This window comes from Stieleria magnilauensis (genome assembly GCA_007753675.1).
Taxonomy (GTDB): domain Bacteria; phylum Planctomycetota; class Planctomycetia; order Pirellulales; family Pirellulaceae; genus Stieleria; species Stieleria magnilauensis.
On record CP036432.1, the window covers coordinates 2,343,728 to 2,367,938 of the forward strand.

Annotated in this window: 16 protein-coding genes; 2 read left to right on the forward strand and 14 right to left on the reverse strand. The window is 59.6% G+C overall.

All coding sequences use genetic code 11. From position 1 onward, the window contains the following. Positions 1 to 90: 90 nt before the first annotated feature. The 8 genes from TBK1r_RS08385 to TBK1r_RS08420 form a co-directional block, all read right to left on the reverse strand. Entirely contained in the window at positions 91 to 1,713 is a 1,623-nt protein-coding gene (locus TBK1r_RS08385; RefSeq protein ID WP_145208880.1) for a type IV pilus modification PilV family protein, read from the reverse strand. Positions 1,714 to 1,748: 35 nt separating this feature from the next. After that, a complete protein-coding gene (locus TBK1r_RS08390; protein WP_419581126.1) occupies positions 1,749 to 3,191 on the reverse strand; it encodes a pilus assembly FimT family protein in 1,443 nt (480 codons plus the stop codon). A 9-nt stretch (positions 3,192 to 3,200) separates the two neighbouring features. Then, positions 3,201 to 4,682, reverse strand: coding sequence for a type II secretion system protein (locus TBK1r_RS08395; RefSeq protein ID WP_419581127.1), 1,482 nt, complete (start codon positions 4,680 to 4,682; stop codon positions 3,201 to 3,203). 81 nt (positions 4,683 to 4,763) lie between these two features. Beyond that, the gene (locus TBK1r_RS08400) at positions 4,764 to 5,987 is read right to left on the reverse strand and encodes a type II secretion system protein (RefSeq protein WP_145208887.1); all 1,224 of its coding nucleotides are present in this window, start codon (positions 5,985 to 5,987) and stop codon (positions 4,764 to 4,766) included. Between the two features lie 177 nt (positions 5,988 to 6,164). After that, positions 6,165 to 7,604, reverse strand: a complete 1,440-nt coding sequence (locus TBK1r_RS08405; protein ID WP_145208889.1) for a type II secretion system F family protein — start codon at positions 7,602 to 7,604, stop codon at positions 6,165 to 6,167. 146 nt (positions 7,605 to 7,750) lie between these two features. Continuing rightward, entirely contained in the window at positions 7,751 to 9,463 is a 1,713-nt protein-coding gene (locus TBK1r_RS08410; protein ID WP_145208891.1) for a GspE/PulE family protein, read from the reverse strand. A gap of 104 nt (positions 9,464 to 9,567) precedes the next feature. Continuing rightward, a complete protein-coding gene (locus TBK1r_RS08415) occupies positions 9,568 to 10,677 on the reverse strand; it encodes a type IV pilus twitching motility protein PilT (protein WP_145208893.1) in 1,110 nt (369 codons plus the stop codon). Between the two features lie 407 nt (positions 10,678 to 11,084). Further along, positions 11,085 to 12,845 (reverse strand): GspE/PulE family protein, encoded by a 1,761-nt coding sequence (locus TBK1r_RS08420; protein ID WP_145208895.1) that lies wholly within the window; start codon positions 12,843 to 12,845, stop codon positions 11,085 to 11,087. 770 nt (positions 12,846 to 13,615) lie between these two features. On the opposite strand from TBK1r_RS08420, the gene uvrA reads away from it, so the two are divergent. Then, on the forward strand, positions 13,616 to 16,618 hold the full coding sequence (uvrA, locus tag TBK1r_RS08425; RefSeq protein WP_145208897.1) for an excinuclease ABC subunit UvrA: 3,003 nt from the start codon (positions 13,616 to 13,618) through the stop codon (positions 16,616 to 16,618). A 105-nt stretch (positions 16,619 to 16,723) separates the two neighbouring features. Here uvrA and TBK1r_RS08430 read toward each other — a convergent pair whose 3' ends face one another. The 6 genes from TBK1r_RS08430 to TBK1r_RS08455 form a co-directional block, all read right to left on the reverse strand. Beyond that, complete coding sequence (locus TBK1r_RS08430; protein WP_419581548.1) at positions 16,724 to 17,209, reverse strand: GxxExxY protein; 486 nt, start codon at positions 17,207 to 17,209, stop codon at positions 16,724 to 16,726. 56 nt (positions 17,210 to 17,265) lie between these two features. Continuing rightward, a complete protein-coding gene (locus TBK1r_RS08435) occupies positions 17,266 to 18,222 on the reverse strand; it encodes an ABC transporter permease (protein ID WP_145208901.1) in 957 nt (318 codons plus the stop codon). After that, a complete protein-coding gene (locus TBK1r_RS08440) occupies positions 18,219 to 19,772 on the reverse strand; it encodes a sugar ABC transporter ATP-binding protein (RefSeq protein WP_145208903.1) in 1,554 nt (517 codons plus the stop codon). The genes TBK1r_RS08435 and TBK1r_RS08440 overlap by 4 nt, the downstream gene beginning before the upstream one ends. Before the next feature lie 23 nt (positions 19,773 to 19,795). Next, positions 19,796 to 20,758: a sugar ABC transporter substrate-binding protein gene (locus TBK1r_RS08445; RefSeq protein WP_145208905.1), complete on the reverse strand. Its 963-nt coding sequence runs from the start codon at positions 20,756 to 20,758 to the stop codon at positions 19,796 to 19,798. Positions 20,759 to 20,798: 40 nt separating this feature from the next. Beyond that, positions 20,799 to 21,743, reverse strand: coding sequence for a ribokinase (gene rbsK / locus TBK1r_RS08450; RefSeq protein WP_145208907.1), 945 nt, complete (start codon positions 21,741 to 21,743; stop codon positions 20,799 to 20,801). A gap of 93 nt (positions 21,744 to 21,836) precedes the next feature. Continuing rightward, the gene (locus TBK1r_RS08455) at positions 21,837 to 22,997 is read right to left on the reverse strand and encodes a LacI family DNA-binding transcriptional regulator (RefSeq protein WP_145208909.1); all 1,161 of its coding nucleotides are present in this window, start codon (positions 22,995 to 22,997) and stop codon (positions 21,837 to 21,839) included. 309 nt (positions 22,998 to 23,306) lie between these two features. On the opposite strand from TBK1r_RS08455, the gene hisA reads away from it, so the two are divergent. Further along, positions 23,307 to 24,035 carry a 1-(5-phosphoribosyl)-5-[(5-phosphoribosylamino)methylideneamino]imidazole-4-carboxamide isomerase gene (gene hisA / locus TBK1r_RS08460; protein WP_145208911.1) on the forward strand — a complete coding sequence of 243 codons (729 nt, stop codon included), beginning with the start codon at positions 23,307 to 23,309 and terminating at the stop codon, positions 24,033 to 24,035. Positions 24,036 to 24,211: the final 176 nt, after the last annotated feature.

Below are 24,211 nucleotides of genomic sequence, written 5' to 3' on the forward strand. Positions count from 1 at the left end.
GAGAAACAGGGGGAGCGCTTCGCCTTGTCATAAGATGGCAGCGCGATCAATTCGCACCGACGGCGTCTGTGCCGACGGTCTTCTCTAACACTAAAACTGAAACGGGAATTGTTTGACGCTGATCACGTCAGGCATCACGACCACAATGGTTCCCAGGTCCGGATGTCCGGTAGCCGCTGTGTAGCTGTATTCGGTTGTCGCTCCCGGCGGCACGACTTCATTCCTGCGATACGGCGGACCGTAGTGGCCGTTCCCATTGATCGCCGGTTGAATTTGGCTGGGATGAAACACCCAATCGGGGCCGCGCACGGCAACTTGTGTGTCATAGACCGGACGTAGGGGGACCGAACTGTCCAGCGTCGGTCCTGCCGTCACGGAGGTGATTTGGAACCAAGCAAAGTGCAACGGGCCCGTGGGCTCGTTATCGAAGACCGAGGATCGCGCCGTCGGCGTCAATTTGTTTAAACGTCGACTAATTGTCGGAGGGACGACAGTCGGGGCACTTGAATCAGGAATGGAATATGGATCGCGGCGATACTCCTGCCGTATCAAGCAAATCCAACCGCCTTCCTTCACGTCCGGGTAGGTCGCGCCAGAAGTTCGAAAGATGAATTCTCCTCCTCCGCCTCCACGAATCACGTTCGCCGCATAGGTAACATATCCCATCACTTCACCGGGAAAGGTCAGCTGGTTGTCCGGAGGATTCTGTGAGCCGGGAACCGCCCAAGAGTACGGTCGCAGTTGATGTTTCAAGTCGTCGCCACTCGGCAGAATCTCGCCTCCGGGAACGGTCACCAAGCGACGGTCCTTCATCGTGACCACTGCGGCGTCGTATGAATTGCTTCCCCTGGCCGACTGGCTCATCATCACCATCGATGAGTATCGCCCGGTGACCGTCGACTTGGTCAACGATCGCATGTCATTGGTGCTGCGTTGGACAAACAACCCGGCACCGAGCGTTGAGTCCGACGCGGTGACGATCGACAGGTCATCGCCCGAGGTCGAGAAGAAACGCGACGCCGCAAGCGCCGGGGTGTCGTTTTGTGCGATCGCCGGCAATGAGAGTCTGACAAACCGGGGCGTATTCCAACGAACTGTGCGGGCAGGAATGTTGGCACCTGCTCCCGGTTGTGATCGATTGGTGTATGCCGGCCACGTCCACGTTTCCGCGTGCGACTCGGCGATCGCATTTGCGGGGGAAATCGCCGGAACGTACTGCGGGTCATAACAAGGAAACAACGTGCGGTCGTATCCGTTGGCGTCGGCGGACGATCCGTTGAATCGCAACGTATTGGCCGAGGAAAGAAACCAAGGATCGATGCAAAACGCTCGTGGCAATTGATCCAACGACACACTGGTGAATCGATCGAGCGTCCCGGGCAGTGCGGCGCCGTTGGAGTAAAAGCCTTTGTCTTCCAGCACGACGGTCGGATAAGGAGGTGATGTCGTGTAGAAAAAGTTCTGCGTCGTGTGCGCGTTTTCCGCTTGCGTCAAGTACGAAATGTTTTGATTCAGCTTGGCCAGATCGGTCGCGATTCGATTGTTGACTTCTTCAACCGCGCGATCGTCCTGCAGCGCCATCGCGGCATTGTTCGTCGCGACCGGCAGGATGAACGCGACGCCCATCAATCCGATCGTCAACACGCCGATCGCGAACAGAACTTCCATGATCGACAGACCGCGGCGACGAGGTGAATGTCGCCGTGACGTCATTGGATCGGTAGGGATTGGAGTCGTCTTCGGCATAATCATTGAGTGGTACCGGCAGTGGTGAGTCGGCGAGATTGGTGCAGGCGTTCTCGAATCACGTTCCGCGCCGACTGGCTTCCGTTGGCCGTGGAGAATCCGTAGTACGAATAGAACTTCGCCTGCGGCGGTTGACCGGCAACGGTGTCCAAAGAGATCGCGCCGCTGAGTGGATGGATGCTGATCCAAGCACAATCCGAATTGGCAAAGTTGGGAACCTTCTTCGACGTCAGTGCACTCGGCCACGGCGGCAAGCTTTCCAGCGGCGGATCATCGGTGTTGACCTGTGGATCCGTCCCCGGGACCGCGTACGGATAGCGAGCCCCGTCATCGATGTTGTCCAAAATGCCGTCAACGAACCCAACGTTGAACGCGACGGTCGTGGACGGATCGAGTCGTTCAACGTAAAAGCCCGGGATCGTCTGGGGCGCAGAGATGGACGGATCGCGGCGGCTGGAAAACACGCCGTCCAGCCGACCGTCCGGCGCGAACATCACCACCACGTCTTGCAACAAGGAATCGGGATCCAACGCCGGAATCACATTGGCCGGATCGGTGTCCACGATGTTCTGTGCGTTGAACAGCAAAGGTTCCGAACCGGTTCCGGAGATCGACAGGTCGACAACCGTTTTGCCGATCATCGTTACCGGTGACAATGGTGCACGAATCGGGTTGGTTTGAAATTTGAAACTGTAACCTTGGCCCAATTCCAAACGCGCCGGGAACTGCGACGTTGCGATGGCGTTGGTGTAAACGCCTGGATTCGAATTGCGTTCGGGGGCAATCGATCGGTGGTTAAAAATGATCAGCGAACCGGGCACGGCGGGTGTGATCCCCAACGTCGATGCCTGGGCGGCAGTGATCGTGCGTGACCGCGCCAAATCGAGTTCGAAATCGTAGTCCGACCCGCCGATCGCGAACCGTGTGCCGTCACCGATCAAGCGCCTCGCGGGGGCCGAACCGTTCACGGCGGCGTAGAGCACCCCGGCGGATTCCAGCGGAACGAAGAATTTTGCGATGACCGAGTTGGGAAGGGTTTGGTTGGCCGGCGGGGCCGGATTGGGAGCCCAAGCGGTACTCAGATAGGGATAGGCCTGCGCGTTCTGAGAGTCACCACGATATTCGATCGGCGATTGGACGTAGTAGATCCGAGTGGCGTAATTGGCGCCAAAGAAATTTAGGCCGCTGGCGGCTCCGTCGCCGATCCGACGTTGGCGACGTTCAATCACCAACCCGAACGGACGTCCCGTACGGATGGCTTGGCCACGGGCGTTGATGAATGCGCCTTTGACCAGCGACGCACTCCGCGACAACGTATTTTGCCGCATGCTGTCTTTGAGCGTCGGCAATGCGATCGCGGTCAGCGCCGAAGCGATCGTCAACGCGACGAGCAACTCGATCAGCGTGAACGCTTTCGGAAACAGCGTCTTGCGATTTGTGATCATCGAAATCATTTAGAAGCCTGCGTCCAGAGATGAGATATTGTCGGCGGCCGCGTCGCGGAAATCGCCGTCCGGATCGGGCTGAATCACCGCTCCATAACCGCCGCCTTCTTTGGTCAGCACCGTGCCGGCCGCGGACATGTAGTACGGCCCCGCATTGGCGAATGGCACGGAGGACACGTTGAAATAGGGATCGGGAAACCGGAACCCGGGCAACCCCGGGTATATCGGGCCGATGCTGCCGGGCGTCAAGCCGACGACCGATGAGCTGTAATAAGAATTGACGCCGAACTCCACCGTCCCGTCGTTGTCCTCGTCCGCATACGAACGCTTCAATCCAAATGTCTTGTCCCTCCCGGAACTGATCACCGCGGGCGGCAAATAGATCGGGTGAAACGGCGACTCGGTCGTGTAGGGAGACGGGTTGGGATGGGTTCGCGTGTCGAATCGGAAATCCACCAACAACAGGTCCAACGCATCGGGCTCGGAGGGATATTGCTCGATCTCCGTCGCGCCGGTCGGATCGTAGTTCGCGATCGCTGGTGAACGAAAACCGACCGGATTGCGGACGAACACATAGGGTTGGTCCCAGGCGTCTAGAATCTCTGGGACGCCGTCACCATCGGTGTCCTTGATCCGCGACGTAGGGATCTGGTCGATCGCTTTTTTCCCGAACAACTCGGTCGTCGCCAGAATCAAAAACAAACACTCCGACGATTCGTGCTGACGCGTCCACGAGATCGGTGTCGCGGACGCAGGGCCCGTGTAGGGCACGTTCACGTTGTGCCGCAACAGATTGTCAAAATCAGTGTTGCTTGCCGCCAACGCGATCGCATCCACCTCCGGATCGGTCGCGGGGCTGCCAGCCCAATGAAAGTCAATGGTCTCGGCCGAGTACAACCCCAGCAACGTCCGCATTTGATTCCACTGCGCCGGCGGCTTCAGTTGCGCGGCGTTAGGATACCAGTTGGTCGTTCGAGCCGCTGCTGAAGTCGCAGCGACCGCACGTGTCCTGTATTGCAACGTCGCCGGCGGATACAACAGATCACGTTGACATTCTGGCATTACCATTCTCAGCATGTCGCGACGCGCCAGCAGGATCAAGCGCGCTTGTTCGTCCGCCATGATCTTCTGGTACTCCGACGTTGTCGGCTGCGGACTACCGGGGTTTGTCAATACGGTTCCGTCCAAGGCCGTTGTCCCCAACACACCCGCCCGGACCAATTGCGGAATGGTTCGTCCGTAGGCCAGATTCATCTTCGACAATGAGACATCACTCAGTCGCGTTTGAAGCAACTGTCCGATCGTCACAACGTCCGCCTGAGTGCGTTTGATCCGCGCGTCTGTCTGGGCCGAGGCAAGGGCATAGGTCAGCATGCCCCCCAGTGAAACCATGACGGTCATCACAACCAACAGCTCGACGAGCGTGAACGCTCGCGACTTGCCACGTCGTGAGCGTGCGATGAGTCTGTCGTGTGATTTTCGGTGGTGCATGGGTTCTAAGCCAGATTGGGACGATTGCATTGACGGACCACAAATGATCGATATCGGAGTACAGAATCAAGCAGTTTGTCGTCAATCCAATGCGTCATAAAATGTGCCTTGGTCGAGAAAGTTGGCCAAGTTGTCACGGAAGGGATTCTGGGAGGCTTTCAGTGAAGGTGTGGGCAACCCGGTCACATCAAATTTCTGAACCGCTGATACCTGCAACCCCCCCGAACCGAGCGGTCCAGTCGGCGTATTCGCAGTCGGATCGAGGACAATCATGCCGCCGTTGACTTGAAAATACGCCGGATTTGCATTAGTAGGATCCTCACCGTCCGAATCAGCAACGTCGCTATACAATCCATCCAGCCCAGGAGATAACACCTGGTACGTTTGTGGGTTCATGAATTGCCAGCCTTGTGAAGCCGCAAAGCGAGAACCATAGGGTGGGTTCGTCGGTGGGTTGTTGGACGTCGTTGAATAGACCGGACGAATGGAATCCCATTCGCCTTCGACCAAGCGGGCGTAGCCGTTGAATTGATCGCCGCTTCCGGTGGTGACGAACGAGTTGTATGTCCGGGCATCGAAGTACACGGTCGGCGCGCCGCCGTCACGCAAAACGTAACTCGGAAACACGTCTGCGTTTCCGGTTGAGTATATAGACTCGTCGTTGCTCATGTTGCGGTTGGTAAAGGACCGAGCACCGAGCGAGGCGTTGTAGTTGACGATCGATAGTCGATCGGGCGCAAAGTTAACTTCCGGCGCATTGCGGGTCGGGTTGTATTCGTAGTACTGCGGATCATCGGGCGCCGGATTCGCAGTGTTGGGTATCGTGACCAACGGACCGCCTGGGCCGGTGAAGGGGTATTGCGGATCGGCGCTGAATCCCCCCAGCGACCACACCAATACCTCCGATCGGTCCATCGCCGTCGGATCCCAAGCGATCGATTGCGGATTCGGAGTCATCTGGGGTGGGTTGCTCGTGTTGTCGTTGTCGATCCGAACGTCACACAGTCGATACAGGAGATCCAACTCGCTCTGCGCGATGTCGGGGAAGATTTTTAGGTAGTGACGTTTGACGATGTTCCAATTGGAAAAGTCCGGCGGGTAGTCACCGTACTTGGTGTAGTACGAATCGATGCCGCCTTCGATGTTGGACATCTCCGCACGCATTGCTTTCATGCGAACCGTTTTCATCACCACGCCGACGGCCGGGATGGTCAGGCCGGCGATGGCGGCGATGATGGTGATCACCACCAGTAATTCGACGAGCGTGAATCCGCTTCGATGCGTTTCGCTTCGTTGGTTGTTCATTCGTTTGATCATCGTTCGGTTCCGCTCGATGGATGGCGCAGCCTGCTGGCCGCTGGTCGTTAGGTGATGACTCGCTCGCTTGCACGGCGAGTCGCTGCGATTGGGCGGGCCGCGAAGCCCGTCAAAATGGTTTCGTTTGACAGGCTCCAAGCCTGCCAAACTTGGTTTGATTAGTTGTCAACTGGACAGGCTGGTGATCAAACTGATCAACGGCATGAACAAGCTGATCACAATGAAGCCGACCGTGACCCCCAGGAACACGATCATCAACGGCTCGATCAACGCCGTCAGGCCGTCGGTCATCGTCCGAACCTCTTCGTCATATTGGTCGGCGACCTTGTACAACATCGTGTCCAACTCGCCCGTCTCCTCGCCGACGTCGACCATGTTGACGACCAGGTCGTTGACGACGCGGGTTTTGATTTTGAGTGCGTAAAACAGACCGGCTCCGACCGCCCCGCCGCCGATCGCGTAAGCCGCGATGAAGGTCAACGTCTGGACCATCACGCCGTCGTCCAATTTCGTCCCACGACTGGTGATCGCGACCGACAACAGCAACAAGCCCGGGAACGCGCCGAAGACTGCGAAGAAGAACACCGCCATCGGGTGAAATCCCAGCCGGCTCTCCTCTCGCAGCGGTTTACTGATCACTTCCCCTTCACGCACCGCCTCGTTGACTTTCGTGAACAGTTTCTCGAACACCGCGTTGCCGGCCGTCTCCCGCGTGATCGCCAACGCCTCCAAAATCGGCACACCGCTACTGACCAGTGTCCCCAGGGTCCGCGTCGTCCGGGCCAAAATGTTCTTTTCCAACAAGCCGCCGAAGATCGGGATCTTGATGATGAACATGTCAAACCCGGTCCGCCCGTGACGGAACTTGCGCATCAATTTGATGAACAACAGGAACATGATCGGCATCACGATCAACAGCCACCAATAGCTGGCCATGTAGTTACTCATCGCGATCAGCAACAGCGTCGGCGCGGGCAGCTTCAATTCGAACTCTTCGAACATCTCTTCAAACGTCGGAACGATGAAGATCATGATCCCGGTCAGAATCAAGATCGCGACGATCGCCACGACGATCGGATAGATCAACGCGCCCTTGACCTTTCGTTTGAGCGATTCGGCGCGTTCGAGGAACTCCGCCAACCGCTGCAAAATGGTTTCCAACGCACCACCGGCCTCACCGGCCTTGATCATGTTGACGTACAGCCGGCTGAAGATCTTGGGCGACTTGGACATCGCTTCGCTGAGCGTCGCCCCGCCTTCGATTTCATCGCAAACGTCCATCAGTGCGAACTTCAACTTGCCCGGCTTCTGGTTGTTCTCCAAAATCTTCAGCGAGCGCAGAATCGGCAGCCCGGCGTCTTGCAGAATCGAGAGCTGACGGGTGAAGGCGCAGATGTGCTTGGTCTTGGCACCGCCGATCGCAAAGCCGCGTTTGCCCTTCTTCTTGGCACCACCGGCGGCCGCCTGTTTCTTGACGGAGATCTTCGTGACGAAGTACCCCATCTGGCGAATAGTGGTTTGCGCCTCCTCTTCGCTCGCGGCATCGATCTCATCCCGGATCTCTTGTCCGGCCGCGTCCATTGCTTCGAATTGATAGGTAGGCATTCTCGGTAGCCCTCGGCGGTAAGCCGGCTCCTGCCCAACGCGTACTGCGTTGCGGCACGGCACCGGCCGTCTCTTTAAAAGTGATGCTTAAAAATGTGTGTTCAAATCGGCGTGCCCGTCGCCCCTGCGGCGGCACGCCACTGGGCTTATTCCGAAACCGTCTCGCGGACGACTTCGTCCAACGTCGTGATCCCGTCATAGGCCATCGCCATCCCCGCGTCGCGGAGCGTCGTCATGCCGTCCTTGGCCGCTTCTTCACGCAATTCATCGGTCGAGGCATTGCCCATGACCATCTCGCGAATCTTGTCGTTCAAGATCATTAATTCGAACAACGCAATCCGGCCCTTGTAGCCGGTGTTGTTGCACTGATCGCATCCCGTGCCGCGGAAGAACTTTCTGCCGCCGACGTCTTCGGGCTTGAGCCCCAGTTGGAACAGCAGCTCGACGTTGGCCTTGGTTTCTTCACGACATTTCTGGCAGATCCGGCGAACCAGCCGCTGGGCCAAAATCGCTTCGACGGTCGCACAGGTCATGAACGCCGGGATCCCCATGTCCTTCAACCGGGTCACCGTCGCCGGGGCGCTGTTGGTGTGCAGGGTGCTGAACACCAGGTGGCCGGTCAACGCGGCCTGGATCGCGATTTCCGCCGTCTCCAAGTCACGGATCTCGCCGACCAGGATGATGTCGGGGTCCTGCCGCAGAATCGCCCGCAAACAGCTGGCGAAGGTGACGCCGGCGTCGTGGTCGATCGGGATTTGGATGATGCCGTCGATGTCGTACTCGACCGGGTCTTCGGTCGTGATCAATTTGTCCTTGATGTCGTTCATTTCCGACAACGTCGAATACAACGTCGTCGTCTTTCCGCTACCGGTCGGCCCGGTCACCAGGATGATGCCGTTGGGACGATCGATCGCGTGACGAAATTTCTTCATCATCGCCTCGTCCATCCCGACGTTGTCCAGCGACAGGTTCACGACCGAGCGGTCCAGCACCCGCATGACGACGCTTTCGCCGAAGATCGTCGGCAACACGCTGACGCGAAGGTCGACCGGGTGACCGCCGACCATCAACTCGATCCGACCGTCTTGCGGCAACCGTCGCTCGGCGATGTCCAAATTGGCCATCACCTTGATGCGTGTCGTGATCGCGAACGCCAAGTGCCGCGGCGGCGGAACCATTTCGTACAACACGCCTTCGGCTTTGATACGGATCCGAAACTCGTCTTCGAACGGCTCCAAGTGAATGTCGCTGGCGTGGTCCTTGATCGCCAACAGCAACACCATGTTCAACAGCTTTCGCACCGGCGCCGAATCGGCCAACGCCTCGGCGTCGGTGATGTTGAATTTCTCACTCTCCAGCGCCGACACCGCCGCCTTCAATTCCTCGTCTTCGGCCAGCTCGGCGACCAGCTTTTCGACGCTCTCGGCTTCGCTGTCATAGTAGCGTCCGATCGTCGTGTTGATGTCGCGTTCGGTCGCCACTAGCACTTCGATGTCGTAACCGAGAAACGTCCGCAATTCGTCCTGGACGCTCAAGTTCTGTGGGTCGCACGTCGCGACGGTCAACTGGTTGCCTTCGAATCGAATCGGCACCACGCGGTAAAGCTGGGCCATCGTTTCGGTCAACTTCTCCACTAGCTCCGGCTCCAGCTGAATCTCTTCCAGCGAGATCGTCTGCATCGACATCTGCTCGGCCAAGCCCTGGACCAGCTGATCTTCGGTGATCAACTGCATGTCCTCGGCGACTTTTCCGAACAGCGCACCGGGCTGCTGCTCCTGTTCCTCCAACACAATGTCGCGTTGTTCGTCGGTCAGGAAACCAAGGTCGACCAGGATCTGTCCAATGCGACGCTGTGCCATGGGTGTAATGCTTGAAAAGGAGGATTCGAGATTTTGGTAGTGTCGGCGGAGACCGGCTTGGGTGCTGCAGTCCGCCGCTGGTTCATGTCGTCGCAGTGGTCACGCTAGTCTTCGTCACCGATCGGGACCGGCGAATCGTCCAACCCGCGACGGGCCTGGACGATGCGTTTGGCCAAGTCATCGGGACGATGCGCCTTGGCCAGCGCGTCTTCGACGGTCACCAATTCGTTCTTCCAGTGGAGGAACAAGGCATCATCCATCAACTGCATCCCGAACTTGGCACCGGTCTGCATCGCACTGCTGATCCGGAACGTTTTGTTCTCGCGGATCAGGTTGGAAACCCCCGGGGTGACCACCAACACTTCATAAGCCGCACAACGCCCGCCGCCGATCTTGGGCAACAGCGTCTGGGCGACCACGCCGATCAGCGTACTGGCCAACTGGGTCCGAATCTGGTCCTGCAGGTTTCCCGGGAAGGCGTCGATGATCCGGTTGACGGTGCCCTGGGCACTGTTGGTGTGCAGCGTGCCGAACACCACGTGACCGGTTTCGGCCGCACTGATCGCCGCTTCGATCGTCTCCAAGTCACGCAGCTCGCCGACCAGAATCACGTCGGGGTCCTGCCGCAACGCCCGGCGAATCGCTTCGGAGAAACTCGGCACGTCCACCCCGACTTCACGCTGGTTGATCGTGCTCATCTTGTGGTCGTGATAAAACTCGATCGGGTCCTCGATCGTGATGATGTGGTGGTCGACCGTCTCGTTGAGCAGGTTGATCAAACTGGCCAACGTCGTCGACTTTCCCGAACCCGTCGGGCCGGTCACCAAAAACAGCCCCCGCGGCCGGTGCGTCAATTTGACGACAGCTTCGGGCAATCCCAGCTGCTCCGGCGTGAGCTTGTCATTGGGAATCTGACGCAGCACCATCGAGATGAAACCGCGCTGCTTGAAGACCGAAACCCGGAAGCGGGCCATCTCGCCAAACGCGAACCCGAAGTCGGTGCTGCCCGATTCCTGCAATTCACGCTGGCAACGCTCCGGCGTGATCGACTTCATCAACGCGACCGCGTCCTCGCCTTCGAGCGTCTTGGTTTCCAGCTTCCGCATCCGACCGTGCAAACGAAACACCGGGGGCTGACCGACGACAATGTGAATGTCGCTGACGCCCTGTTTGATTGCTGCATGGAGCAGTTTGTCGATCAGCACGGTTGCCATCGATGGTTTACCTCAAGTGCGAGAAGAATCATTTTTCTCTAGGGGTTGCGGCCGGGGCGGGTCAGCGGAACCGTCCGCTGATCCGCTCCGGCCACTCCAGGGGAACGATTGTGATGGCGAGAAGTAGAACAAGTTTTCCCCGAAGTGCAGGCATTATGTCCGCCCCACGCGAAAACTTCAAAAAACTTCGCCATCGACGCGAAACTTTTCGCCAAGGCCCCCCCGGAAGAACCGAACGGGTGGATTGGCGACCGCTGTCGATTCACAGCGGAACCGTCCTGCTCCCAGCCGACGTTTGTCACGATGTCGCGGACAAGGCTGGGAGAGGAAACAGCGGCCGAATTGCCAGCATTCCAAAACCGCTCGGCGGAGCGGATGGTTTGCCCAAATCGACCGATCGGAAGGGCTTAGAGCGAATCCAAATCGGCGACCAAGTGGCTCAGCGCGAGCGGCTCCTGCTCGGTCTGCTTGGCCACCCGATAGACCTCTTCAAAGGTCGTGATCCCGCGGATCACCTTCAGCATCCCATCGGCGTAAAGTGTTGACATACCGCTATTTATCGCTTCGATGCGGAGCTCCTTGGTGTCTGCCCCGCGGAACATCATCTCACGCAGCTTTCCGTTGACGACCATCAGCTCGTAGATGCCGATTCGGCCGCGGTACCCGGTCCGTCCACAGTAGGGACAGCCCTTTCCCCGAGAGAACTCCCCTTGGGCGACCATTTCCGGCGGCAGCATGGAGTCGGCGATGACCGCTTCGGTGGGCTGGTAGCGGACCTTGCAGCGCGGGCAAATCGTCCGCACCAGCCGCTGGGCCAAGATCGCGATGACCGAACTGGCCACCATGTAGCTGGGTACACCAATGTCCACCATTCGGCTAATAGAACTGGGCGCATCGTTCGTATGCAGAGTACTAAAAACCAGGTGTCCAGTCAGTGAAGCCTGGATTCCCATCGATGCGGTCTCGTGGTCACGCATTTCTCCAACCAGGATGATGTTGGGTGCCTGCCGCAGCATGGAGCGGATGATGCGGGCGAAATCGAGCCCGATCGAGTGCCGGACTTCGACCTGGTTGATCCCCGGCAAGTAGTACTCCACCGGGTCCTCCGCCGTGATCACCTTGCGGTCGGGTCGGTTGAGCGCGTTGAGTGCCGCGTACAGCGTCGTCGTCTTTCCCGACCCCGTCGGGCCGGTCACCAGGATGATCCCGTTGGGCCGCCGGATCAGCGAGTTGAAGGTCCGGTAGTCGCGCTGGTTGAGCCCCAGCTGCCGCACGCCGACTTTGATGTTGTCCTTGTCCAACAGCCGCATCACGCAGGATTGGCCGTGGTTGGTGGGGATGATGCTGACCCGCAAATCGAGTTGCTTGTCCCCCACCGTGATTTTGATCCGCCCGTCGGTCGGCCGCCGTTTTTCCGAAATGTCGATCTTGGACAGAATCTTGATCCGGGCGATCAGGGCGGACAGCATCCGCCGCGGGGCGCTTTCCCGTTCGACACAAACGCCGTCAATTCGATAACGGATCCGCACCCGCTCTTCGAACGGTTCGACGTGGATGTCGCTGGCCCGCAACTGGACGGCTTCCTGGATCATCAGGTTGACCAGCTTGATCACCGGCGCGCTGCTGTCATCGGCATCGTCGGCGGCGTCGGCGGAGTCGCCCGATTCGGTTTCGGTGAAGTCGATCGCCGTGTCGGTGAACTCCTGCAACATCGAGTCAGCCGATTCCCCTTCGACCTGCCCGTAGTACTGGTTGATCGCCCCCTGAATCGCCTCTTTGGGGGCCAACGCGGTTTCGATCTTGCGGTTCAGGATGAACCGCAGCTTTTCGATCGTTTCCAGATCGAAGGGGTCGGCGATCAAAATCCGCAGCGCGCCGTCTTCGACGCTGTAGGGCAGCACCATGTTTTCCCGGGCGACCGATTCGGGAACGAGTTCGATCACGTCTTCGGGGATGCGTGCTTCCCGCAGGTCGACGAAGGGGATTTTGTGGAACTTGGCCATTGCCCGGGCGACTTCCTCGGGCGTGGCATATTCCATCTGGACCAGAATGTCGCCGACATCGGTCGAGGTGTCTCGGGAGACCTGTTCCGCTTCGGAGAGCTGGTCCAAGCTGATGATGCCTTGGCGAAGCAGCAGATCGGTGAATTCTTGAATAGCTTGGCCCATGGTTTCGCCTTCGTTAGCGCTTTTGGGGGATCGTTGAACGTTGGAAAAGGGTGCCGACGGATGAATCCTCTTCATCCGGTCCTGTCCGCACCTGACACAGGATACCATCCCACGCCCGAAACCGGTCACCGACAGACCAAAGAACTGTCGTCATTTCGCCCAAACGGTTCGTTTCACGCGGGGTGAACCCCGTGCGATTGTGGACGACTCGCGTTAAGGCGCTACCCGTTTCGCTGCGGAGCAGCGAAACGAGGCGGCTAAAGCCTGCACACCAGCGCACGTTGGTGTCCAGCCTTCAGGCGCATCCCCCACGCGCTGCGAAGCAGCAAGACGGGCGGCTGAAGCCTGCACACCAGCAACCGTTGGTGTCCAGCCTTCAGGCGCATCCCCCACGCGCTGCGAAGCAGCAAGATGGGCGGCTGAAGCCTGCACACCAGCGCACGTTGGTGTCCAGCCTTCAGGCGCATCCCCTCGCTGCGGAGCAGCGAAATGAGGCGGCTAAAGCCTGCACACCAGCAACCGTTGGTGTCCAGCCTTCAGGCGCATCCCCACGCGCTGCGAAGCAGCAAGACGGGCGGCTGAAGCCTGCACACCAGCAACCGTTGGTGTCCAGCCTTCAGGCGCATCCCCTCGCTGCGGAGCAGCGAAATGAGGCGGCTGAAGCCTGCACACCAGCAACCGTTGGCCTTCCGCCGGTCGTCAACGGCGGCCGATGCGCTACACTTCTCACTCAGCACTCGCTTCACCTCAACCACGCCCCCACTGCGCCCTTGTCCTCCCCATCTGCCCCCTCTCGCTCTTCCGCGGCCGCCCATTTGATTTCCGTCCGGGGCTGCCGGGTTCACAACCTTCGCGACGTCGATCTGGATCTGCCTCGGGGCAAACTGATCGCGTTTTGCGGGCTGTCCGGCAGCGGTAAAACTTCGCTGGCCCTCGACACGCTGTATGCCGAAGGCCAACGCTGCTACATCGAAAGCTTTTCGGCCTACACGCGGCAATTCCTGCAGCGACTCGACAAACCGGACTGCGATTCGATCACCGGCATCCCGCCGGCGGTCGCGGTGACCCGGGCGGGCGGCTCGAAAACCAATCGCAGTACCGTGGGGACGGCGACGGAGATCGCCGACCACTTGCGGTTGCTGTTCGCCAAGTGCGCCACGCTGTACTGCACCGACTGCGGCCGCGAGGTCTCGGCAGATGATCCCACCACGATCGCCGAAGAACTGGCCGCATCACCCCAGCGCGCGATGATCGGGTTCCAAGTCTGGTTGCCCAATCGCAAATCCGGCGGCGAGATCCTGCTGGGGCTGCAACGGGCCGGGTACCTGCGTTTGATCGTCCGTGGCCAAACGTTTCATTTGTCCGATTCCGATCGAGCCGCATTGGCCAAGAAGATCGGGCGTGGGGGCGCGGAATGCATCGTGGTCGTCGACCGGGTTTCAGCCGACACCGAACTGTCGCGTTTGACCGAATCGCTAGAAACCTCGATGGGCGAAGGACACGGCCGGGCGGTCGTGCTGATCGAAGCGCAGGCGACAGCGATCGCCGAAGCCGACACCGAACCACCGTCCGCGCAACGCGTCGGCGAATCGAATCTTCGCTTCGTTCCCCCGAACCACGATCTCTCGGCCGCTGATCCGAGCGCTGGTGTTAGTACAGACGGCAAAACGCCGACGGGCCGCATCACCGAGATCGATGGCCGCCCTTGGATGCAGCGGGTGATCAGCGATCAACGGCGCTGTGATCAGTGCGACCTGGATTACCCCGATCCCGTCCCCAGGCTGTTTAATTTCAACAACCCGCTGGGCGCCTGCGAAAAATGCGAAGGCTTCGGCGATCTGGTCGACGTGGACATGGACCTGGTCGTGCCGGACCCGTCGCTTTCGATCGCCGAGGGTGCGATCGCGCCCTGGAACACGCCCTCCTATGAACATGAGCTGGAGGAATTGCTGGCGCTGGCCGAGGACTACGACCTGCCGACCGACGTGCCATTCAGCAAGCTCAAGAAGAAGCACTTGAAGTTGATTCAGCGCGGGGTGCCCGAGCGAAACTTTGGCGGACTCGATGGCTTCTTCGCCTGGCTGGATCGCAAGAAATACAAGATGCACATCCGCATCTTTGCCGCCCGCTATCGCAGCTATCGAACCTGCGACGCCTGTGACGGTCGTCGCTACAACGCAGCGGCACTGGCCTACAAGATCGCCGACCGGACGATCGCGGACCTGCTGGAAATGTCGGGTTCGGCCGCTGCGGACTTCTTTCATCACGCGCCGCTGGGTGAGCGGCAGCGCGAGATCGCCGCCGAGCCGCTGCGACAAATCTGCGACCGGATCGGATACCTGCAATCGGTCGGGCTGGGCTACCTGCAACTCGATCGCCCCCTGCGAACACTCTCCGGCGGCGAAACGCAACGGGTCGCGTTGACCGCGGCCCTGGGCGGCAACCTGGTCAACATGCTGTACGTACTGGACGAGCCGACCGCGGGGCTGCACCCCAAAGACGTCCGCCGGCTGGCCGATTCGATCGCATCCTTGCGGGATCGCGGCAACACCGTGATCGTCGTCGAGCACAACGAAACGATGATCGAAACCGCCGATCGCGTCGTCGAGATCGGTCCCGGTGCGGGCAGCGACGGCGGTCGGATCGTGTTTGAAGGCACGCCCAAGCAGATGCTGCGCCACCGTGACTCGCTGACCGGGCAATTCCTCTCCGGACGACGCGGCGCGACTCTGCGGCACCACGATCCGCGGTCGCCGCGTGGTCGGATCACGCTGCGAGGGGCGCGCGGCCACAACCTGCAAGACCTGACCGTGGATTTTCCTTTGGGCGTGTTGTGCGTCGTGACCGGCGTTTCCGGCAGTGGCAAAAGCTCGCTCGTCCAGGACACGCTGTTCGAAGCAATCCGCCACGAGAAACTTCGCCAAGCCGCCAAACCGCTGCCCTATCAATCGATCACCGGACTGGGCCAGATCCAGGACTGTGTGTCGGTCGATCAATCCCCGATCAGTCGCTCTCCACGCAGTTGCCCGGTGACCTACCTGAAGGCGTTTGATCCGATCCGCAAGGTGTTTGCCGACAGCGTCGAGGCGCGGGCGCGCGGATTGACTCCCAGCCACTTCACGTTCAACAGCGACAAGGGACGGTGCCCGGAATGCGAAGGCGCCGGGGTGCTGGAAATCGACATGCAATTCCTGGCCGACGTTTCGATGCAGTGCCCGGAATGTCGCGGCACGCGATTCCGCGATGACATTTTGAAGGTCCGATATCGCGACCGCTCGATTGCCGATGTGCTGGCGATGAGCGCCCGCGAAGCCTACGCGTTTTTCCGAGGCGCCGACAAGGTTCAGGCGCGGCTGAAACGGATGATCGATGTCGGGCTGGGCTATCTGTCGCTCGGCCAATCCGCCACCACGCTGTCCAGCGGCGAAGGCCAGCGGTTGAAATTGGCCGCGTTCTTGGCGTCGGCAAAACGCAAACGCACCCTGTTCGTGATGGACGAACCGACCACCGGTTTGCACTTTGACGATCTGATCCGCTTGGTCGATTGCTTCGACGCCCTGATCGCCGACGGACACTCGCTGTTGGTCGTCGAACACAACCCGCTGCTGATGCTCTCAGCCGACCACCTGATCGATCTCGGCCCCGGCGCCGGAGACGCCGGAGGCCGAATCGTCGCCGAAGGCACACCGGCGGAAGTCGCAGCGTGCCAGGAAAGCGAGACAGGGAAAGTGCTGGCGATGGAGATGGAGCGCGGAGGGATGGCAGAAAGATGAGGGGCAGGAAGATGGAGAGCAGTGGAGAGGGAGACAAGAAAATGGATGACAAGAAAATGTTGCCGGTCCGCTCAGCACCGTCGGATCGTTCGGAATGTCACGGTGTCACTGGCGATGTTGAGCCACTGTACGACAGGAATCTCCACGTAACGAAGAAATCGGAGGATGTTTTTCAGGTAGGATTGTTTTTGTTTGTTGATTGCAGTGACTTTTACGATGGAGCCTTATGGTCTCCGGACGTAAGTTCACAAGTTTGCCACGCTGGAGTTCACAGAGCATGAGGTAATTCAGCAATTGTGCTCGGTGCCTTGAATGGAGGCGTTCAACCGCTTTCCACTCGAAGACAGCCACCGCGTCAAAGACAGTGTCGATAAAATACTCATGACGAAACCTGTCTTGTCTAATGACGATTGGCACTTCTACTTGCGTCTGTTGGAAACTCTCACAAATCTTCGTCTGATAGATCTTTTCTCGGAAGAACGGTCCCATGGTCTTCCGAACTGAAAACACACGCCCCATCACCCTGTAGCAGACGTCCGCAAAAACCTGCTCCTCGACCGCGCGGACTTCGCCCAGGACCTCAACCGGCATCACTCCAAACGTCCACACAACATTTTCTTGTCACCCATTTTCTTGTCTACTTTTCTTCACCCCGACCTCCTGCCCCAGCGGACTCGGAGGGCGTCGAGGAGAACGGCGGCGATGATGACGGCACCGGTGATCAGCTGTTTGATCGCGTCTTCGACGCCCAACTGCGCCAGGCCGGATTGCAGCACGGCGATGATCAGGACGCCGATAAAGGACGCGACCACGCTGCCGCGTCCGCCCATCAAACTGGTGCCGCCGATCACACAGGCCGCGATCGCCGAAAGCTCTAACCCGATCGCCGCGTTGGGATCCGCACTGGACAATCGGCTGGTTTGCGACAGTGACGCCAGACCACACAGCAGCCCCAAAATCATGAAGGCGGCGATGGTGATCGGTGCCGTCCGAATCCCGCTCATCCGAACCGCTTCTTCGTTGGTCCCGATGGCAACGCAATAACGCCCGAAGACGGTTTTCGTCAGTAGGAACTGCCCCGCAATCACCGTCATCACCGCGACGAGAAAAGCCGGTGAGAGCGGCACCCACTGCAACGGTTCCCCGAACGCTTCGACGCGGCTGCCGATGTACATCGTCTGTGAATCCGTGATCACCTTCGTCCCGCCGCGTGCCATTTCCAACATGCCCAGGCTGACGATGAACGATGGGATCGAAAACCAAACCGAGACAAACCCGTTGAACAATCCACACAAGCCCGTGACCAGCAAACACACCGAAAACGCCGCCGGCAAACTCCACTCGTGTCGCACCATCAACACCCCGATCACCGCCGACCCGAGCGCGATCAATGATCCGACCGACAAGTCGATTCCGGCGACGATCAAGACCAACGTCATCCCGACCGACACGAAGATCAGGTCCGGATTGGAGTTGGCAATCGTGACCAGCGTCTGGGTCTGAAAGAAGTTCTTTGAACTGAGCGAAAACACCGCGATCAACAGCACCAACACTCCCAAGAGTCCGGCGTACTGCAAAAACGATTGAGTCAACTTTTGTTTCATGTTCCAGTCAAACGTTGAGATTCTTTGGTTCGATGCCCGGCAAAACTCGCCTGCAAGATGGCATCTTCGGTCCACAACGACCGCTCGCGGGTCTCCACCAGCCGCCCGGCCGACATCACGGCGATCCGATCACAGGTCTCCATCAGCTCGTCCAAGTCACTGCTGACGATCACGATCCCCTTGCCGGCCGACGCCAGTTCGTCAAACAGTTCATAAATCCTTCGCCGGGCACCGACATCGATCCCCCGCGTCGGTTCATCAAACAGAAACACGTCGGCGTCGCGGGTCAGCCATTTTGCGATCGCGACTTTTTGTTGATTGCCGCCACTGAGCGTTCCGACACTCTGTTCAATCCCGGTGCAACGCGTTTCCATCGCGCGACACATTTGCCCGGCGACCGTCGCTTCACGTGCCGGCCTGATCAAACCGAACCGTGAAAACCGTTTGATCATCGCACTCAGCGACGTGTTGCAGCGAATCGACTGCTGCAGCAACAAACCGTTCTGCTTGCGGTCTTCGGTCACCATCGCCAAGCCTGCCGCGACCGCTTGCGACGGATGCCCAAAACGCGTGGGAGCTTTTCCCGCGACGCAAACCTGTCCAGATTCCGCTCGATCGGCGCCGAAGATCGCGCGCAGCAATTCGGTCCGCCCCGATCCGACCAAACCCGCAATGCCAAACGTTTCCCCGCCGCGGACCTGAAAGGAGACGTCGCGAACCATGCCACAGCACAGGGCTTCCACAGTCAACACGGTCGAATCGTTACGCCGATCTGATTCGTCCGCCGAGACCGCCGACGTCGTAGCGCGTTGACGGGTTTCGGCATCAGGCTGTTCATCGGACCGTTCATCGGCGACCTCGCCACTCATCCGCTGGACCATCTGGTCGGTGCTCATCGATTCGGCGGTTTCGGTGCCGACGTGACGTCCGTCTCGCAGCACGGTGACGCGGTCGGCGATCTGTTTGACTTCGTCCAGACGGTGCGAGATGTAGATCATGCCGACGCCGCGATCACGCAGCTGACTGAGCTGGTCGAACAACAGCTGCGTCTCGCTGCCACTGAGCGCCGCGGTGGGTTCGTCCAAAATCAGGATCTTGCACTCGCGTGCCAGCGCCGCGGCGATCTCCACCATCTGTCGATGTCCGACGCCGAGCTGGCTGACCAACGCGTAGGTGTCCACGTCGTCCAATTGCAACCGGTCCAGTGCGGCGCGTGCCTGGCGATGCAGCGTGCGACTTGAAACGATCCCGGCGAACGAAGGAAGCCGATTGAGCAGCAGGTTTTCGGCGACGTTGAGCGTGGGAATCAGGTTCAATTCCTGTTGAATGATCTGCACGCCGGTCGATTCGGCAGCCTGTTTGTGATGCGGTGCATACACGTCACCTTCGATCCGCATGCCGCCGGCGGTCACCTCGGTCAGCCCGGCGATCATCTTGCACAGCGTTGACTTTCCGGCACCATTGGCCCCGAGCAGCGCGTGAATCTCGCCGCTGCGCAAATCGAAGTCGACGTCACGCAACACCGTCACGTTGCCGTAACGTTTCGTCATCCCGGCTGCATCCAACAAGACGCTCACAGTGATTCTGCCGTCACCAGGTCGACGGGCGTTTCGACGTCACTCGGCTGATCGGTTTCGCCGTTGACCAATTGCAGCGCCGTTTCGATCCCGAACACGGCCAGCTTGTCACCGTATTGATCGGCCGTCGCCAAAATCTTTCCATCACGAATGGCCTGTTGGACGGCGGAGATGTTGTCGAATCCGACGACCAGCACCTCGCCCGTCTTGCCGGCGGACTTGACCGCGGCGATCGCGCCGAGTGCCATCGAATCGTTGGCCGCCAAGATGGCTTTGATGTCCGGATGTTCGCTCAAGATCGACGCCGCGATGGAATTCGCTTTGGCCATCTCCCATTCGGCACTTTGGCTGGAAACGATTTCGACGCCGGCGGCTTTCATGGAAGCTTCGAAACCCGCCAGTCGCTGCTGAGCGTTGAACGACGTCCGAATGCCTTCCAGGATCGCCACCTTGTCGCCGGCGGCCAACTTGCCGGCCAGGTAGTCACCGACCTGCTTCGCCCCGGCTTTGTTATCGGGACCGACAAACGGAATCGTCACGCCTTCGCTGGCCAGCACTTCGGCGTCCAACTGGTTATCGATGTTGATCACGACGACGCCCTTGTTGATCGCTTTTCGCAGTGACGGGACCAACGCCTTGGAATCGGCCGGGGCGATCACGATCGCGTCGGCACCGGCGGCAACCATTTCATCCACCAACGCCACTTGCCGGCTCAGGTCTCGTTCGTCTTTGATGCCGTTGACGATCAATTCATACTCATCGGCATGCTGACTTTGGTGCGTCTTGGCGCCTTCGGCCATCGTCGAAAAAAACTCGTTGGCCAAAGACTTCATGATCAATGCGACTTTGGGACGCTCGTTTGTGTCCGCCGAATTGGACTGGGCAGTCGACGTGTCGGATTTCGACGAACATCCTGCCACCGCGACGGCGAACAGGATCGGAAGCAAGAAGTGACGCATGGGAAACTCGTTGGCGGGAAAGGAAACGGGGAAGAAAACACTACGAAGACAGCGAATCGATTTGTTGATGGGTCGGCAAACTCGGCTGCGCTCCGGCGCGGGAGGCGGCCAGGGCACCGGCCAGATTGGCCCACTGGATGGCTTGGCGAAGCGACCCGGTTTGCGCCCAACGGACAGCCACGGCGCCGGCAAACGCGTCACCGGCGGCGGTCGTGTCGACGGCGTCCACCTTGATCGACTTGATCAGTTCAGCGGTCTGCCCGTCGTACAGCATGGTCCCCCGCGCGCCCAACGTGATCGCGACCGCCGCCGGCCCCTTGGCGTGCAAACGTTTGGCAATCTCGGCCGCGTCGTCGATCGTTTCCAGACGGCCGCCGACGATCGCGGTGGCTTCGGATTCGTTCGGGCAGATCAGATCGACGTCGAACAGTGCCTCGGCAAGCGTTGCCGCCGGAGCGGGATCCAGAATCACTTTGGCCCCCGCCCGCTTGGCCGCTTGAATGCCCGCCAACACCGTCGGCTGAGGCGTTTCCAATTGGACCATCAACACGTCACAATCGGCGAGGATGGATTCGCTACGGTGGATGTCTTCGGCCGACAGCCGCGCGTTGGCTCCGGGGATCACGATGATCGCGTTCTCGCCGCTGTTTTCGACACTGACGATCGCGAGTCCACTTTCACACCCTTGTGCGGTCAAGACGGCACTGCAATCGATCGATTCCTGCAGCAGGTTGTTGAGCAATTTTTGCCCGAACCCGTCGTCGCCGACACGCCCGATCATTTGCACCGCACCACCGCAGCGCGCCGCCGCGACGGCTTGATTGGCACCCTTTCCTCCGGGGACTTCGGTCATCGATCGAGCCGCAACGGTCTCGCCGGGCTTGGGTAACCGATCGCATCGAATCACCAGATCCATGTTGATGGATCCCAACACCGCAATCTTCGGTTTGGAACGTTCGTGGGGACTTGTAACGGGGGAAGACATGGAATGATCAGCCGGCCGGCAGGATGTTGAAATCGAAAAACAATTCAAAGGGAACGAACGTGGAGCGGTTCGCGAAGGTGGTGCATGGTCGCGTTAGTGACGTGGGGCAGCAACGGACGACCGCTGCAAGAGCGTGGTGGGGACCTTCCACAGCGACGAGGCAGATTGCAGCTCCGAAGGAGTGCTCAGTGGGGGCAGCTCTTGACCGCTCGATTCAGCGCTGGAATCAGCGCTGGAATCAGCGCTCGGATTCACGTTCAATCGCTTCAACAAGACTGCGGTGGCCAATCGACCCAGTCGGGGAATGTCTTGAACCGAAACGGTCAGCGGGGTTTTCATCAGTTCGGCAAAGGGATGGTCATCGAAGGCGACGATGGACATGTCGCGCGGGATCGCGATTCCGCGTTCGGCCAGCGCGCCGATCGCACCGATCGCCGCCGGCGTGCACATCGCAAAGATCGCGGTCATCTCGGGATGTCGATCCAACAATTCGAGCGTCGCGTCGTAGCCGGATTGCTCGGTGAACGCGTTTCCCGCCAGATACGATGGATCGAGTTTAAATCCCGCGTGCTGGGCTGCATCGTTCAAGCCTTGCAGACGGGTCTTGGCGGGCAAACTGTCACGAACGCCCGACAGGACACCGATCTTGCGATGGCCCTGCTCGATCAACACCTCCGCCACCGCTCGCGCCGCGGTCCGATTGTCCGACGTCACACTCGGCAATTCAATTCCGTCAAACACACGGTCGGCGACCACGACCGGCAATCCCGACCGATCGAGTGTGACCAGATGATCCGGAACCACCCCGACCGGGCACACCAACAAGGCTTCGACCTGTTTGGCACGCAACTGTTCGACCAATCGCTGTTCGATCTGCGTCTCTTCGCGGCTGTCGCCAAGCAAGACCGAGAACCCATACGCTTCGACGCCCAATGAAACTTCGCGGGCGATGGAGGCAAAAAACGGGTTGGAGATATCCGGAACGATCACCCCGATCAAGCCGCTTCGTTTGAGCCGGAGCGAGCGGGCGACCTGACTGGCTTGGAACCCCAGGTCCGCGGCGACCTTGCGAACCGCTTTCTCCGTCGTGGGGCTGATGCGATACTTGCGGGCTTGGCCATTGAGCGCGCGCGAGGCGGTTGAAACACTGACACCGGCGCGGTCGGCGACGTTTTTGAGCGTCACGGGATGGCCCAGCGTCGCAGAACCGGGACCCTGCGGCGTGTCGGGTGTGCGATGATTCGGTGGTTTCATGACTCAACCCCAAGGTGCAATCTTGACAGAGCACTCCAGCACTTTCACTGGGCTAACCATCGACAACAATCCCCACCGATAGCAGCGCGAACCCGACATAAAACGTGGCGGCAGCACGAAAGCCGTTTCGGCGGTCTGGTTGTGACTTCGACGCGTGGAGGCCGCTTGCACAATCGTTTGTGCTCTGTGCTGGTCAGTCTACCTGCCTGTGCGGTATCGTTGCAACCGGCCGACGCCGACCGCTTGGTCGTCGGCGTCTCGCCGTATGTTCCACTGAAGCCCTCACTCACACGAGAGTCCCACATCACCATGGAAATCTGGCCCGCAATCGATCTGCGTCATGGAAAACCGGTCCGTTTGCGGCAAGGCGACTATGACCGAAAAACAGTCTTCGGCGACGACCCGGTGGAGTTTGCCGTCCAGTGGCAGCAAGCCGGGGCGAAACGATTGCACCTGGTGGATTTGGATGCCGCCCGGGGCGACGACCCGACGGCCAATCGCGACGCGGTCGCGAGGATCGTTGCCGCGACCGGACTGCCCTGCCAGATGGGAGGCGGTGTGCGCGATCAAGCTGCGATCGAAGCTTTGCTCGACTTGGGTCTGGCACGTCTGGTGGTCGGATCGGCCGCGCTGAAGCAACCCGAATGGTTTGCCTCGATGTGCGATGCGTTCCCCGGCAAATTGGCGGCGGGCATCGACGCGCGGGACGGCATGGTAGCGACCGACGGATGGCTGGAAACCAGCTCCACGCCGGCGATCGAACTGGCCCAAGACCTGCGAGAGCGAACGGCCAACATCGCAGCGATCATTTACACCGACATCGCCCGCGACGGAATGATGAGCGGCCCGAACTTTGACGGACTGCGTGACATGGCGGAAGCGACGGATATCCCCTTGGTTGCCAGCGGAGGCGTGACGACCTACGACGACGTTCGGAAGTTGGTCGAAATGAACATGCCGGCGGCAATCGTGGGGCGATCGATCTATGATGGAGTGATGCAACTGGAACAAGTCATTCAGATCGCCGGAGACACCTGAGATGCGGGCCATTCCCTGGGCACACGACCACACAACGCGCCCGGACGCTGGCGCGAACCGGCTGATATCAAATGCACATCAGCCGTCTGGCGCGAGCCTACGGGCCTACAACCACACAACGCGCCCGGACGCTGGCGCGAACCGGCTGATATCAATTGCACATCAGCCGTCTGGCG

What these genes read in the sequence shown, in the direction of transcription:
- TBK1r_RS08390 (WP_419581126.1), bottom strand. Translation starts at nt 3,191, where the DNA reads ATGATCACAAATCGCAAGACGCTGTTTCCGAAAGCGTTCACGCTGATC.
- TBK1r_RS08455 (WP_145208909.1), bottom strand. Translation starts at nt 22,997, where the DNA reads ATGAAACCACCGAATCATCGCACACCCGACACGCCGCAGGGTCCCGGT.
- rbsK (WP_145208907.1), bottom strand. Translation starts at nt 21,743, where the DNA reads ATGTCTTCCCCCGTTACAAGTCCCCACGAACGTTCCAAACCGAAGATT.
- TBK1r_RS08415 (WP_145208893.1), bottom strand. Translation starts at nt 10,677, where the DNA reads ATGGCAACCGTGCTGATCGACAAACTGCTCCATGCAGCAATCAAACAG.
- TBK1r_RS08445 (WP_145208905.1), bottom strand. Translation starts at nt 20,758, where the DNA reads ATGCGTCACTTCTTGCTTCCGATCCTGTTCGCCGTCGCGGTGGCAGGA.
- TBK1r_RS08385 (WP_145208880.1), bottom strand. Translation starts at nt 1,713, where the DNA reads ATGACGTCACGGCGACATTCACCTCGTCGCCGCGGTCTGTCGATCATG.
- TBK1r_RS08440 (WP_145208903.1), bottom strand. Translation starts at nt 19,772, where the DNA reads ATGACGAAACGTTACGGCAACGTGACGGTGTTGCGTGACGTCGACTTC.
- TBK1r_RS08435 (WP_145208901.1), bottom strand. Translation starts at nt 18,222, where the DNA reads ATGAAACAAAAGTTGACTCAATCGTTTTTGCAGTACGCCGGACTCTTG.
- TBK1r_RS08430 (WP_419581548.1), bottom strand. Translation starts at nt 17,209, where the DNA reads ATGCCGGTTGAGGTCCTGGGCGAAGTCCGCGCGGTCGAGGAGCAGGTT.
- TBK1r_RS08410 (WP_145208891.1), bottom strand. Translation starts at nt 9,463, where the DNA reads ATGGCACAGCGTCGCATTGGACAGATCCTGGTCGACCTTGGTTTCCTG.
- TBK1r_RS08395 (WP_419581127.1), bottom strand. Translation starts at nt 4,682, where the DNA reads ATGCACCACCGAAAATCACACGACAGACTCATCGCACGCTCACGACGT.
- TBK1r_RS08405 (WP_145208889.1), bottom strand. Translation starts at nt 7,604, where the DNA reads ATGCCTACCTATCAATTCGAAGCAATGGACGCGGCCGGACAAGAGATC.
- hisA (WP_145208911.1), top strand. Translation starts at nt 23,307, where the DNA reads ATGGAAATCTGGCCCGCAATCGATCTGCGTCATGGAAAACCGGTCCGT.
- TBK1r_RS08420 (WP_145208895.1), bottom strand. Translation starts at nt 12,845, where the DNA reads ATGGGCCAAGCTATTCAAGAATTCACCGATCTGCTGCTTCGCCAAGGC.
- TBK1r_RS08400 (WP_145208887.1), bottom strand. Translation starts at nt 5,987, where the DNA reads ATGAACAACCAACGAAGCGAAACGCATCGAAGCGGATTCACGCTCGTC.